The organism is Amycolatopsis arida (assembly GCF_900115565.1).
In the GTDB taxonomy this organism is placed as follows: domain Bacteria; phylum Actinomycetota; class Actinomycetes; order Mycobacteriales; family Pseudonocardiaceae; genus Yuhushiella; species Yuhushiella arida.
On sequence record NZ_FOWW01000003.1, the window covers coordinates 666588 to 678963 of the forward strand.

A 12376-nucleotide genomic window follows, 5' to 3' on the forward strand; every position below is an offset into this window, starting at 1 on the left:
CCTGTGTCCGTAACCTATCCTGCCCCTTTCCGGCGGTTTCCGCTGCGGATGGCACGATGAAGCGCGTGACTGACAGCAATCAACCCCTCGTAGGAGCGAAGGTGACGGCCACCCTGCACACGAACCAGGGCGACATCCGCCTCCGCCTCTTCCCCGACCACGCTCCCAAGACGGTCGCCAACTTCGTCGGCCTCGCCGAGGGCACCAAGGAGTACACGCAGCCGAACGCGAAGGGGGAGCGCTCCGGCCCGTTCTACGACGGCTCGATCTTCCACCGGGTCATCGACGGGTTCATGATCCAGGGCGGTGACCCCACCGGCACCGGCCGCGGCGGCCCCGGGTACCAGTTCGACGACGAGTTCCACCCCGAGCTGCAGTTCAACCGCCCCTACCTGCTGGCGATGGCCAACGCGGGCCCGGCGACCAACGGCTCGCAGTTCTTCATCACCGTCGTGCCGACCACGCACCTGAACTTCAAGCACACGATCTTCGGCGAGGTGGCCGACCAGGAGTCGCGCAACGTCGTCGACGCGATCGCGCGCACCGCGACGGGCCCGGCCGACCGGCCGCTGAACGACGTCGTCATCGAGCGGGTCACCGTCGAGCGTTCCTGAGAGGTGGAGGCGCGGTAGGTTGGAGGCTTCATGAGCGACGATGGTGGAGCTTGCGGAGCAGCGCTCATGAGAGCCGACCGGGTGCGGGTGTCCCGCAAGACACTGGAGGCATCGTGAGCCAACCACCGTTTCCGCCGCCCCCGGAGTCCGCGCACCAGCAGGAGGCGCTGCCCGCGTGCTGGTGGCATCCGAACCGGCGGACCGGCCTGCGCTGCGTCCGCTGTGACCGGCCGGCGTGCCCCGAGTGCCTGCGCGAGGCGTCGGTGGGCCACCAGTGCGTCGACTGCGTGCACGCCGCCCGCGAGCAGCAGCGGGCCCAGCAGGTGCGGTACCGGCGCGCCGGGTACGGAGCGCGGACGCCGGCCGGGGCGCGGGCGTCGTCCAGCGTGGTCGTCACGCCGGTGCTCATCGCGCTCAACGTGCTGGTGTACGTGTTCACCGCGGTGCAGGCGCAGGACCCGATGCGCAACACCTCGGCGCTGTACCAGGACGGCGCGCTGGTGCCGTGGTTCGTCGCCGAGTACGGCGAGTGGTGGCGGCTGCTCACCGGCGGCTTCCTGCACTACGGGCTGCTGCACATCGTGATGAACATGTTCGCCCTGCTCATCCTCGGCCGGGACCTCGAGCTGCTGCTCGGCAAGGTGCGGTTCCTCGCCCTCTACTTCGTCTCGCTGCTCGGCGGCTCGGTCGCGGTGCAGCTGTTCGGGTTCCCGCTGCAGCCGACCGTGGGGGCCTCCGGCGCGATCTACGGCCTGCTCGGCGCCATCCTGGTGGCCGTGCTGCGGCTGCGGCTCAACCCGACGGCCATCCTCATGGTGATCGGGCTGAATCTGGTGATCACGTTCTCGGTCCCGAACATCTCGTGGCTCGGCCACCTCGGCGGGTTCGTCGTCGGCGCGGTGATCATGGTGGCCATGCTCTACGCGCCGGAGGGGAACCGAGCCGCGCTGCAGTTCGGCGCGGTGGCGCTGATCGCCGTCGCGCTGGTCGGCCTGGTGTTCCTGCGCGACGCGCAGCTCGCGGACATGGTCTGCGGGTTCCGCGGCAACGAGGCCGTGTGCGTGCCCGGCGCCAGGTAGTGGGCCGGGTGGCCGCTCAGTAGGCCCTGGCGCGCAGCTCGGCGAGGACGTCCAGCACGTCGCGCGGGTCCGTGCCGAGCTCGATCCGGCCCAGCACCACCAGCTCGTCGGCCTCGACCTCGAGCACGGTGACGTCGCGGCCGAGCCGGCGGGTGGTCGCCAGCCGGAACCGCGCCCGCGGCCAGTCCAGCCGCCGCGTCCCGCCGAGGGTGCGCACCCGCAGGCCCCCGGCGTCGGCGGTGAGCCGGGGCCGGACCAGGGTGCCGTGCGCGGCGGCGAGCACCAGCGCGAGGGCGGCCACCCCGAGCAGCAGCGCACCGGCGCGGTCGGCGGTGCGCGCCATCACCACGGTGGCCGCGGCCGCGACGGCGGCCAGCAGCCACCCGGTGAGGACCAGCGCCCGCTGGGGCGCCCAACTATATCTGGGGTTATCCACAGGGCTTATCCACAATGGGGATGAGTCACAGTGATGTAATTCGGTGTCAATCCGCCGTTCGGCCCAACCGGTGACCGGGCGGTCACCGCCAGCGCATCGTCATCATCAGGCCGGAGATCATCAGCACGAAGCCGATCGCGAAGTTCCAGTTGCCCAGCTCGAGCATGAACGGGATCTTGTCGCCGGCGAGGTAGTTCACCACGAGCCACGCCAGGCCGAGCAGCATCAGCCCGAACATCACACCCTTGTAGACGGGGTGGGACGGGCCGGCCGCGCGGACCTTGACGGGGGTGCGGCGATCGGCCGGCGGCGTGTAGGCCGTCTTCTTGCGGACCTTGGACTTGGGCATCGGAGTCCTCACGTGCTGTGGGGCGCGGTCTGGGTGCGGCGGTCGGGCATGCTGACGCAACCACCGTCCTCCCCACACGTTAACGTAACTGACGGCGCACAAGAACCGGGCCGAGCCCTGCTCGGCACCGGAATGTGACACCAGCCGACGCTCGAGAGGAGCTGGCGTGGCCACACGCGGTCAGCCGGGGAACCGGCGCTACATCGGCCCGGACACCGTCGACCCGACGGCCGACACGATCGTGATGCGCCCGGTGAAGGCCGCGCCCGGGGGTGACCGCCGCCGGCCCGGCGGGGGACCGCCCCCCGGAGGTCGCCGTCCCCCGGCCAGGAGCGCCGGCGGGAGCCCACCGCCCGCGGGTGGCGGGAAGGCCAGGGCGGCCGTCCGCACCGTCGGCGAGCTGCTCATCACCACCGGCCTGGTGGTGCTGCTGTTCGTGGTCTACGAGCTCTACGTCACCAACTGGATGTCGGCGGAGAAGCAGCGCGCCGCGAGCGCCCAGCTCGCCGACGACTGGGCCCAGCAGCGGCAGCTGCACGGCGCCCCGATGGACGGCGAGGCGTTCGCCCGGCTCTACATCCCGTCGTTCGGCGCGGACTACGAGTTCACCATCCAGGAGGGCGTGGACTCGGCCGCGCTGGAGGTCGGCCCCGGCCACTACAAGGGCACGGCGATGCCCGGCGAGCCCGGCAACGTCGGGGTGGCCGGCCACCGGGTCGGCAAGGGCGCGCCGTTCAACGACCTCGACCTGCTCGAGTCCTGCGACGCGATCGTCGTGGAGACGCTGGACAGCTTCTTCGTCTACCGGGTGCTGCCGATGAAGGACGAGATCGGGGGCTGGGCCACCGGCAAGGGCCGCGACCCGAAGTGCGCCGGCGTGCCGACGCTGCGCGACCCGAACGCCCCCGGCGGCGGCGACTACGGCGAGACCTATGGCCGCCGGATCGTGCTGCCCTCCCGCGGCGACGCCGTCGCGCCGGTGCCGTACCAGCCGGTGGACGTCCGGCCCAAGGCCGACCAGGCCGCGCTGCTCACGCTCACCACCTGCCACCCGCAGTTCTCCGACAAGGAACGAATGATCATCCACTCGGTGCTGACCAACGAGTTCCGCAAGGAGCCCGGCGCCACCTACGCCGACCTGCTGAAGAAGATCGGGGAGGCCTGATGTACGGGTGGATCTGGCGGCACCTGCCGGGCCCGGTGCCGATGCGCGTCGTGCTGGCCGCCGCGCTGGTGGTGGGTGTGGTGGCGCTGCTGATGTTCGTCGTGTTCCCGTGGGTGGAGCCGATGCTGCCGTTCAACGAGGTCGCGGTGGAGTGACCGGCCCGGTTCGGGGATCTTCCAGGTCTCCGGCCGGCTGGCTGGCCGAAGGGTTGGCCGCCCACGTCACCGTGGACGGCCGGCCCCGCGCCCGGCGCGACCCGGTGAGCTATACCGACCGGCTTCGCGCGATCTCCCATGGGCTCCCCGGCCGACCGCGTGGAGCGGCTCCGCGCGGTGCGAGGGGCCACGCTGGCCGACACCGCAAGCATCGGCGCCGAGGTGCTGCCGGCGCTGCGCGCGCTGCCGGATCCGGTCAGCAGTCCCGCAGCTCCGGGCTCTGGTTGAGCAGCTGGCCGCGCGGCGAGACGAAGGCCCGGTAGCGCTCGCCGGTCACCTCGCCCGGACGGAACGCCGCCACCCGGTGGCAGTTCTGGAACGCCAGCCTGACCCCGAAGTGCCGTTCCAGCCCGCCGCGGATGGCGTCGGAGGCCAGCGCCCGCAGCAGCTGGCCCCGCTCGGCCTCGCTCGGCGGCGGCGTCTCGTGGTCGGCGAAGCCGTCCGCGGAACCCTCGAGGTCGGCGATCATCGAGGTGATCACGTCCCAGGCGTAGGGCAGCGAGTCCCGCACGCAGGCGACGAACTCGGCGTCGTCCACCTCGCCCCGCTCGGCCTTCTCCAGCAGGGCGGGCGAAACATCGAGCGACATCGAACCTCCTGTGACCTTGTGCCGGTACGGCCGTGCCGGCCGTCCTTCCTGGCTACTGCACGGAGGCGGCCGGCCACAAGTGGAAACGATGATCTTTACCGACTTGGCCGCACAGGAGCCGGGAGGTCACTCGCCGCGGGAGACCCGCACCATCTCGTCGCGCTCGACGATCTTCCGCCGTTCCCTGCCCTCCGCGGCGCCGAGTGCCCGCTCGTGCGCGTCGAGCCGGCCCCACCCGGTCCACGTGGTGAACGGGACGCCCCGCTCGGCGAGGAACTCCAGCACGGCGTCGGGGTCGGGCTGGGCCGCCGGAGCCAGGCGGGGCGCGTCCTCGAGCAGGCAGCCGATCGTCTCGGCGGCGTCGCCCTTGGTGTGCCCGATCAGGCCGACCGGCCCGCGCTTGATCCAGCCGGTGACGTAGGTGCCGGGCACCCGCTCCTGGTCGAGGTCCAGCACCCGGCCGGCCTCGTTCGGCACGGTGCCGCTGCGGTGGTCGAACGGGATCTCGGCCAGCGCCGACGACAGGTAGCCGACCGCGCGGTACACCGCCTGGACGTCCCAGTCGTGGTACCGGCCGGTGCCGCGCACGTTCCCGTCGCCGGTGAGCTCGGTCCGCTCCGTGCGCAGGCCGGTCACCCGGTCCTCGCCGAGCACCGTCACCGGGGTGTGGAAGAAGTGCAGGTGCAGCCGCCGCGGCCGGTCACCGGGGTCGCGGATGGCCCACTCCTGCAGGGTCTTCACCACCATGTCGACCTGCTTGGAACCGCGGATCGCGGCCATCGAGCCCTCGTCGAACTCGATGTCCTCCGGGTCGACGATCACCTCGACGTTCGGCGAGTGGTCCAGCTCGCGCAGCTCGAGCGGGGTGAACTTGGCCTGGGCGGGCCCGCGGCGGCCGAACACGTGCACGTCGGTGACCCTGCTGGCGCGCAGCCCTTCGTAGACGTTCGGCGGGATCTCGGTGTCGCGCAGCTCGTCGGCGGTCTTGGCGAGGACGCGGGCGACGTCGAGCGCGACGTTGCCGGCGCCCAGCACCGCGACGCTGCGCGCGTCCAGCGGCCAGGTGCGCGGCACGTCGGGGTGGCCGTCGTACCAGGAGACGAAGTCGGCGGCGCCGTGGCTGCCCGGCAGGTCGATGCCGGGGACGTCCAGCGCGCGGTCGGCGGCGGCGCCGGTCGCGAAGATCACCGCGTCGTAGAACTGCCGCAGGTCGTCGAGCTTGAGGTCGGTGCCGTAGTCGATGTTGCCGAGCAGCCGGATGCCGGGCTTGTCGAGCACCTTGTGCAGGGCCCGCACGATGCCCTTGATCCGGGGGTGGTCGGGCGCCACGCCGTAGCGGATCAGGCCGAACGGCGCGGGCATGCGCTCGAACAGGTCGACGCTCACGTCGGCGTCGGACTTGGCCAGGATGTCGGCGGCGTAGATGCCGGCCGGTCCGGCGCCGACGATCGCCACCCGCAGTGGCCTGGTGCTGGGGCCGCTCATACCCACCTCTTCGGCTCGGGGTCAGGTCGGGGTCTGGTCCCAGCCCTCCACGCTAAGGTAAGGGTCGCCTAACTTTCACTGTGACGTGCGGTACGATCCAGCATGTGAGCGCGGTGTTGACCTCGACCGAGGTCGATGTTGTAGCGGCCCTGCCCGGCCGGCGGAACGGCTAGGCTGGCGGCATGCGCGTACTCGTCGTCGACAACTACGACAGCTTCGTCTACAACCTGGTGCAGTACCTGGCCCAACTCGGGGCCGACTGCACGGTGTGGCGCAACGACGTCGTGGACCTCGACAGGGTGGCGGAGTTCGACGGCGTGCTGGTGTCCCCCGGCCCGGGGACGCCGGAGCGCGCGGGGGCGAGCATGGACGTCGTCCGGCGGTGCGCCACCACGCGGACCCCGATGCTCGGAGTGTGCCTCGGGCACCAGGCGATCGGCGCGGTGTACGGCTCGGTCGTCGACCGGGCGCACGAGCTGTTGCACGGCAAGACCAGCCAGGTGCACCACCAGGGCGCGGGCGTGCTCGCCGGCCTGCCGAGCCCGTTCACCGCGACCCGGTACCACTCGCTGACCGTGCTGCCGGACACCATTCCGGCCGCGTTCGAGGTCACCGCGCACACCGAGTCCGGCGTGGTGATGGGGATGCGGCACCGCGAGCTGCCGATCGAGGGCGTGCAGTTCCACCCCGAGTCGGTGCTCACCGAGGGTGGCCACCGGATGCTGGCCAACTGGATGGCCGTGGCCGGCCACCCCGTCGCCGAGTCGACGGTGGGCGAGCTCGAGGCGGCCACCCGCGCGCTGCAGAGGGCCGCGGCGGCGTGACCGTGGTGCTGGGACTGTACGGGGTCGGCAAGCGGTACCCGGGACGACCGCCGGTGCTCACCGGCGTCGACCTCGCGCTGCACGCCGGCGAGGTCGTCGCGGTGATCGGCGGCAACGGCTCCGGCAAGTCCACCCTGCTGCGGATCGTCGCCCGGCTGTCCCGGCCCTCGACCGGCGTGGTCCGCGGCCGCCCGGTCACCGGCTACCTGCCCGACCGCTTCCCGGCCGGCACCCGGATGAAGGCTCTGGCCTACCTGCGGCACCTGGGCCGGATCCGCGGCCTGTCCACCGCGGAGACGACGGCGCGGGCACTGCCGCTGCTCGACCGCCTCGCCCTCGCCGGTGGCGCCAGCACGCCGCTGCGCGAGCTGTCCAAGGGCAACGCGCAGAAGGTCGGGCTGGTCCAGGCGCTCCTCGCCGACCCCGAGCTGCTGGTGGTGGACGAGCCGTTCTCCGGGCTCGACCCGGACGCGCACGCGGTGTTCGGCGAGCTGGTGGCCGAGGCTCGGGACCGCGGCGCGGCCGTGGTGTTCACCGAGCACCGGCCGGAGGTCGCGGCGGGCCTGGCGACCACGACGGTCCGACTGACCGGCGGCCGGCTGGTTCCCGTTGACGTCGAGCCGAGTGAGGGGCCGCTGGCGCGCATCCTGCTCGCGGCGACCGCGGCCGACGCCTGGCAGGCCGAGCCGGGGGTGCTGGCCGCGCGGGACCGGGACGGGCTCGTCGAGCTCACCGTTCCGGCGGCCCGCTGCGACGCGCTGCTGCTCGTCGCGCTGCGCCGCGGGTGCTCGGTGCACGCGGTGCGCCGGGAGGCGGAGGTGGCGCTGGCGTGATCCGCTACCAGCTGGCGCTGCTCGGGCACTCGCAGCGATACGTGCCGCCGGTGCTGCTGTACCTGGTGGTGGTGGCGATGCTCTACGACGACGGCGTGGCACCGGCGCTGCCGGAGTTCGCGGTCACCGCGGCGATCCTGGCGGTGGTGGCGTGCTGGTTGACGGTGGCGCTGGTCGACGCCGAGGACCCGGTGCAGCGGCTGGTCACGGCGAGCGCCGCGCGTCGCGGGGCGGCGCCGGTCGTCGGGGTGGCGGCCGCCGTGTTGGTGTGCTGCGTGGCGCTCGCCGCGGTGTCCGCGGCGTGGATGCTGGTGCGTCGGGAGGGCGTGACGTGGCCGGTCGCCGGGTTCGGGGCGCTGGCGCACGTCGCGTGTGCCGCGGTGGGTGTCGCGGTCGGGCTGCCGAGCTCGCGGCTGCTGGTGCCGCGGCGCGGTTACTCGGTGCTGGTGGCGCTCGCGGCGTTGCTGGTGGTGCTGCTGGTGCGGCAGGTGCCGCTGGTGAACCCGATGCTCCGGGAGCTGGGCGGGAACGCCGACCCCGCGGGGTCGGTGCTGGTCGGGCTCGCCGCGTCGGCGGTCGCGCTGGTGCTCAGCGTGCTGGCCGTGACCGTGGTGTCCCACCGGCGCGGGTAGGCCCGCCGGGCGGGGCGCGCCCGGCGGGCCCGAGTCGTCCGTCGAGCCTCAGGCCCGCTTGAAGCTGTGCACGACGAACTTGGTCCTCGGCAGCTTCTGCCCCGGGCTGAGGATGAACGACGGGCCGTTGCAGTTGGACCCGCTGTACATCCGGATGCGGTAGCCGGTGCGGCTGATCGCCGAGTTGTAGTGCCCGTCGAAGTAGCAGTGGGTGTTCTTGTCGAAGTACCCCGCGGTCGTCTTGGTGCCGGTGTAGTTGGTACCGAACCACAGGCACAGGTCGCTCGTGCAGCTGGGGGCCGCGCTCGCGGCGCCCTGCGGCACCACGATCGCGGCGGCGGCGACCCCTGCCGCGACCAGGCCCTTGGCGGCGATCCGGATTCCGCGCCTCATGACGTTCTCCCTCCTGTTGTGCCCTCCGCTCGTGCTGTCGTGCGAAGGCCGGCCCGTGGAGGCCACCTGGAACGCTAGAGGGTCGGGGCAGTCCGGTGTGGCGGTTTGGCGAAGTCGGCCGGTTCGGTGGGAGTTGTTCTCGGTCACAGCTGTCGGCTCTCGATCAACGCGGCGAGGCCGTCGAGCACGAGCGGCAGCCCGAACCGGTACATGTGACTCGCGCTCTGCGCGCCGCCGTGCGTGCCGCCGGCCGCCGACCCGACCCGGCTGGCCAGCGGGTAGCGCGTCCCGTCGAGCACCCTGGCCAGCACGGGCGCGTTGGCGACCCACCACTGCTCGTCGGTCATCGCGCTGTCCTGCCGGGCGCTCGCGGCCTCGGCGGCGGCGCGGGCGCAGGACTGCACGAAGGTGAGCAGGTGGGTCAGTGCGGCGTCCATCTCGACGTCGTCGAGGCCGAGCCCGTCGAGCGCGGACAGCTCGTGCTCGTACTTGGCGATGGCGCCGGGGCCGAGGGGTGGTCGGCCGGTGGAGATCGCCGCGGCCCACGGGTGTGCCTCGAACAGCGTCCGGTTCTCCTCGGCGACGGTCTCCAGCCGCTCCCGCCACGGCCGGCCGGTGGTGTCGGTGCGCGGCATCCGCCGGTACACCGTGTCGAGCATGAGGTCCAGCAGCTCGGCCTTGCCCGGAACGTAGGTGTAGAGCGTCATCGGGGCGACGCCCAGCTCCTGGGCGACCCGGCGCATGGTCACCGTCTCCAGCCCGTCGGCGTCGGCGATCCGGATGGCGGCGTCCACCACGGCATCGACGGTCAGCCCCTGGCGGGGACCGTGCCGGGGCTGGTCGGCGGGGTCGCGCCAGAGCAGTTCGAGGGTGCGGGCCGGGTCGCCGGCCCCACTGCGTTCGGTGGGCACGGGGGCATTCTCCCCGCGTCGTCGCCCGGCCTTTCGAGTGCCGCCCGTCACCGTCCACCTCGCCGAATCCCGCTTGCCATCCGTGTCCGTACTTTGTACATTGTACTCCGTACAGAGAAGCCGCTCCGGCGGCCCGAGCTCCGGGAGTGCACTTGCAGATCACCGCGTCCGCCGTGTGCCTGAACGTCGAGGACGTCCCCGCGTCCAGCGAGTTCCTGAAGCGGCACTTCGGGTTCCGCGAGGAGATGGCCGCGGCCGGCTTCGCGTCACTGACCAGGGACGACGTCGGGATGAACGTCGTCTTCCTTCGCCGCGGTCTGGCCAGCCTGCCCGCCGACCAGCGCGACGACCACGCGGGCGGCCTGATCCTGGCCTTCACCGTGACGGACCTGGAGGGCGAGCTGGCCCGCCTGCGCAACGAGGGGGTCGAGATCACCATGCCGCTCACCGACGAGGAATGGGGCGAGCGTGCCTTCCAGGTGCGCGACCCGAACGGCGTCATCGTGCAGCTGGTCGACTGGAACGCCCCGACGACCAGCTGACCAGGGACGGCGCCGGCCCGGGCGATGGTGAGTCGCCCGGGCCGGCGCCGTTTTCCGAGGACACCGTTCAGGTTCACCGCCCGAGCCGATCCAACCCGCGCACGGCATCGCCGAAGAGGAGCTTCAGGAGGGCCTCATCGCGCTGGGTGTCGGCGCCCGCGGCGATGATCGCCCGCACCGCCGGACAGCCGCGCGGGCCGACCTCGGACGGCCGGCTCGCGGAGACTCGGAGATGATCGTGTAGACCTCGCGGCGCACAAGCCGAAGGGCCGGCGCTGATCGCCAGCGCCGGCCCTCCGCGGGAAGCCAATGCTCAGCCGTTGCCGCGGCCTCCGATGATGCCGCCGCCCGGGCTCGTGGTCTCCTTGTCGGACTCGCCGATGTAGAGCACCACCTTCTGCTTCTTGGTGATCTTGCTGCCCTTTGACGGGTTGGTGTTCGTGACCCGCCCCGCGTCGTCGGGGTCGGAGACCTCTTCCTTGCGGGTCTCCACCTGCCCGGACCACCCGCGGTCGCGCAGCGCGGCCAGCGCCTGGTCCTCGGTCATCCCGACCAGGTCCGGCATCGTGATCTCCTGCTGCGACCCGTTGGACACCTCGAGCACCACCGTGCTGCCCTTCGGGGCCAGCCCGCCGTTCGGCTGCTGGCGCACCACCTGGCCCTCCGGCTTGTCGGAGTCGACGTCCTTGCGCTGCACCTCGAACCCGGCGTCCCGCAGCGTGCTGCGGGCCTGGTCGTAGGGCTTGCCCTCGACGTTGGGCACCGACGCCATGTCCAACGTCTTGCCGACCTTGATGCTGACCGTCCGGCCCTGCTCGATCGGCGAGCCCGATGGCGGGTCCTGCTCGACCACCTTGCCGAACAGGTCCGGATCCTGCACCTCGACCTCGGCGACGTTCGAGTTGAGCAGCAGTCCCTTGTCGTTGAGCAGCTGCTCGGCCTCGGCCCTTGTCTTCCCGGCCAGGTCGGGAACGACGACCTGCTGCGGCCCCTTGCCGACCCGCAGCACGACCTGCTGGGAGGTGCGCACCAGCTCGCCCTGCTCGGGATCGGTGCTCACCACCTTGTCGATCTGGTCCCCGTTGCACGCCGGCTGGGGCTGCTGCGGAGTCGGGTAGCAGAACACCGGCTCCTCGTCGAAGTTCTCCAACTGGTTCTCCCGGAGCACTTCCTTCGCCTCCTGGACGCGCAGCCCGACCACCCCGGGCATCGGCACCTCGTCGCCGGAGCCCTTGAACACGTCGGTGAGCAGCATGACCAGCGCGATCGCCAGCACCACCGCGCCAACGGCCGCGGCGATCAGCACGTTGCGCCGCTTGCGTCGCCGCCGCTCGTCCTCCTCGGCGGCGTACGCGTCGGGGTCGTAGTCGTCGAACGCCGCCTGCTGCCCGGTGTTCAGCACCTGGGTGCGCTCGTCGTCGCTCATCACCATCGGCGCCGACGGCCGCTGCCCGGACAGGGTACGCACCAGGTCCGAGCGCATCTCGGCGGCCGACTGGTAGCGGTTGGCCGGCCCCTTGGCCAGCGCCTTGAGCACCACCGCGTCCAGCTCCGGCGACACCGCCGGGTTGATCGCCGACGGCGGCTGCGGGTCCTCCCGCACGTGCTGGTAGGCCACCGCCACGGGCGAGTCACCGGTGAACGGCGGCTCCCCGGTGACCAGCTCGTAGAGCACGCACCCGGCGGCGTAGACGTCGCTGCGCGCGTCCACCGACTCGCCGCGCGCCTGCTCCGGCGACAGGTACTGCGCGGTGCCGATCACGGCCGCGGTCTGGGTCATCGCCGACTGGCCGTCGTGCATGGCCCTGGCGATGCCGAAGTCCATCACCTTGACCGCGCCGTTCTTGGTGATCATGACGTTGGCCGGCTTGACGTCCCGGTGCACGATGCCGTGCCGGTGCGAGAAGTCCAGCGCCGCGCAGACGTCGGCCATGACCTCCATGGCCCGCTTCTGCGACATCGGACCCTCGGTCTTGACGATGTCCCGCAGCGTGCGGCCCTCGACGTACTCCATCACGATGTAGGGCAACGGGCCGTACTCGGTCTGCGTCTCGCCCGTGTCGTAGACCGCGACGATCGCCGGGTGGTTCAGCGCCGCCGCGTTCTGCGCCTCCCGCCGGAACCGTTCCTGGAACTGTGGGTCGCGGGCCAGGTCGGCACGGAGGATCTTGACGGCGACCTCACGGCCTAGCCGGACGTCGTGCCCGTGGTGGACCTCGGACATGCCGCCGTAGCCGAGCGTGTCGCCCAGCTCGTAGCGGTTGGAGAGCAGTCTGGGTGCGCTCATCGCTCCGTGCCGTCCCATTTCA

The 12376-nt window shown here is 72.0% G+C and carries 15 protein-coding genes; 8 read left to right on the forward strand and 7 right to left on the reverse strand.

The window, feature by feature from the left end; genetic code table 11:
• Positions 1 to 56 precede the first annotated feature (56 nt).
• The gene (locus BM051_RS12660; RefSeq protein WP_092530256.1) at positions 57 to 614 is read left to right on the forward strand and encodes a peptidylprolyl isomerase; all 558 of its coding nucleotides are present in this window, start codon (positions 57 to 59) and stop codon (positions 612 to 614) included.
• 113 nt (positions 615 to 727) lie between these two features.
• Positions 728 to 1693, forward strand: a complete 966-nt coding sequence (locus BM051_RS12665) for a rhomboid family intramembrane serine protease (protein WP_092530257.1) — start codon at positions 728 to 730, stop codon at positions 1691 to 1693.
• Between the two features lie 16 nt (positions 1694 to 1709).
• On the opposite strand, the gene BM051_RS12670 is transcribed toward BM051_RS12665, so the two are convergent.
• A complete protein-coding gene (locus tag BM051_RS12670; protein WP_092530258.1) occupies positions 1710 to 2129 on the reverse strand; it encodes a PH domain-containing protein in 420 nt (139 codons plus the stop codon).
• An 82-nt stretch (positions 2130 to 2211) separates the two neighbouring features.
• Complete coding sequence (gene crgA, locus BM051_RS12675; RefSeq protein ID WP_092530259.1) at positions 2212 to 2478, reverse strand: cell division protein CrgA; 267 nt, start codon at positions 2476 to 2478, stop codon at positions 2212 to 2214.
• A 244-nt stretch (positions 2479 to 2722) separates the two neighbouring features.
• On the opposite strand from crgA, the gene BM051_RS12680 reads away from it, so the two are divergent.
• The gene (locus BM051_RS12680; protein ID WP_092530413.1) at positions 2723 to 3643 is read left to right on the forward strand and encodes a class E sortase; all 921 of its coding nucleotides are present in this window, start codon (positions 2723 to 2725) and stop codon (positions 3641 to 3643) included.
• Positions 3643 to 3798: a hypothetical protein gene (locus BM051_RS29020; protein WP_092530260.1), complete on the forward strand. Its 156-nt coding sequence runs from the start codon at positions 3643 to 3645 to the stop codon at positions 3796 to 3798. Before BM051_RS12680 ends, BM051_RS29020 begins: the two co-directional genes overlap by 1 nt.
• Positions 3799 to 4054: 256 nt before the next feature.
• Here the strand turns inward: BM051_RS29020 and BM051_RS12690 are convergent, their stop codons facing one another.
• Positions 4055 to 4447, reverse strand: coding sequence for an SCO5389 family protein (locus BM051_RS12690; RefSeq protein ID WP_092530261.1), 393 nt, complete (start codon positions 4445 to 4447; stop codon positions 4055 to 4057).
• 126 nt (positions 4448 to 4573) lie between these two features.
• On the reverse strand, positions 4574 to 5932 hold the full coding sequence (locus tag BM051_RS12695) for an FAD-dependent oxidoreductase (RefSeq protein ID WP_092530262.1): 1359 nt from the start codon (positions 5930 to 5932) through the stop codon (positions 4574 to 4576).
• 182 nt (positions 5933 to 6114) lie between these two features.
• Here BM051_RS12695 and BM051_RS12700 point away from each other — a divergent pair, with 182 nt between their 5' ends.
• Genes BM051_RS12700 through BM051_RS12710 form a run of 3 tightly spaced genes read left to right on the forward strand, consistent with a single transcriptional unit; the run spans position 6115 to position 8221 of the window.
• Complete coding sequence (locus BM051_RS12700; RefSeq protein ID WP_092530263.1) at positions 6115 to 6756, forward strand: aminodeoxychorismate/anthranilate synthase component II; 642 nt, start codon at positions 6115 to 6117, stop codon at positions 6754 to 6756.
• Positions 6757 to 6761: 5 nt separating this feature from the next.
• Positions 6762 to 7589, forward strand: coding sequence for an ATP-binding cassette domain-containing protein (locus BM051_RS12705; protein ID WP_424923269.1), 828 nt, complete (start codon positions 6762 to 6764; stop codon positions 7587 to 7589).
• Positions 7586 to 8221: a hypothetical protein gene (locus tag BM051_RS12710; protein ID WP_092530265.1), complete on the forward strand. Its 636-nt coding sequence runs from the start codon at positions 7586 to 7588 to the stop codon at positions 8219 to 8221. The genes BM051_RS12705 and BM051_RS12710 overlap by 4 nt, the downstream gene beginning before the upstream one ends.
• 48 nt (positions 8222 to 8269) lie before the next feature.
• On the opposite strand, the gene BM051_RS12715 is transcribed toward BM051_RS12710, so the two are convergent.
• Positions 8270 to 8614 (reverse strand): peptidase inhibitor family I36 protein, encoded by a 345-nt coding sequence (locus BM051_RS12715; RefSeq protein ID WP_092530266.1) that lies wholly within the window; start codon positions 8612 to 8614, stop codon positions 8270 to 8272.
• Positions 8615 to 8757: 143 nt separating this feature from the next.
• Positions 8758 to 9525 carry a TetR/AcrR family transcriptional regulator gene (locus BM051_RS12720; RefSeq protein WP_092530267.1) on the reverse strand — a complete coding sequence of 256 codons (768 nt, stop codon included), beginning with the start codon at positions 9523 to 9525 and terminating at the stop codon, positions 8758 to 8760.
• Between the two features lie 152 nt (positions 9526 to 9677).
• Between BM051_RS12720 and BM051_RS12725 the strand changes: the two genes are divergently transcribed.
• On the forward strand, positions 9678 to 10067 hold the full coding sequence (locus tag BM051_RS12725; RefSeq protein ID WP_092530414.1) for a VOC family protein: 390 nt from the start codon (positions 9678 to 9680) through the stop codon (positions 10065 to 10067).
• Positions 10068 to 10380: 313 nt separating this feature from the next.
• Here BM051_RS12725 and pknB read toward each other — a convergent pair whose 3' ends face one another.
• Positions 10381 to 12354, reverse strand: coding sequence for a Stk1 family PASTA domain-containing Ser/Thr kinase (pknB, locus tag BM051_RS12730; RefSeq protein ID WP_092530268.1), 1974 nt, complete (start codon positions 12352 to 12354; stop codon positions 10381 to 10383).
• Positions 12355 to 12376 lie beyond the last annotated feature (22 nt).

Coding starts and splice junctions, on each gene's coding strand:
- BM051_RS12715 (WP_092530266.1), bottom strand. CDS start 8,614: ATGAGGCGCGGAATCCGGATCGCCGCCAAGGGCCTGGTCGCGGCAGGG.
- BM051_RS12700 (WP_092530263.1), top strand. CDS start 6,115: ATGCGCGTACTCGTCGTCGACAACTACGACAGCTTCGTCTACAACCTG.
- BM051_RS12690 (WP_092530261.1), bottom strand. CDS start 4,447: ATGTCGCTCGATGTTTCGCCCGCCCTGCTGGAGAAGGCCGAGCGGGGC.
- BM051_RS12660 (WP_092530256.1), top strand. CDS start 57: ATGAAGCGCGTGACTGACAGCAATCAACCCCTCGTAGGAGCGAAGGTG.
- pknB (WP_092530268.1), bottom strand. CDS start 12,354: ATGAGCGCACCCAGACTGCTCTCCAACCGCTACGAGCTGGGCGACACG.
- BM051_RS12695 (WP_092530262.1), bottom strand. CDS start 5,932: ATGAGCGGCCCCAGCACCAGGCCACTGCGGGTGGCGATCGTCGGCGCC.
- crgA (WP_092530259.1), bottom strand. CDS start 2,478: ATGCCCAAGTCCAAGGTCCGCAAGAAGACGGCCTACACGCCGCCGGCC.
- BM051_RS12680 (WP_092530413.1), top strand. CDS start 2,723: ATGCGCCCGGTGAAGGCCGCGCCCGGGGGTGACCGCCGCCGGCCCGGC.
- BM051_RS29020 (WP_092530260.1), top strand. CDS start 3,643: ATGTACGGGTGGATCTGGCGGCACCTGCCGGGCCCGGTGCCGATGCGC.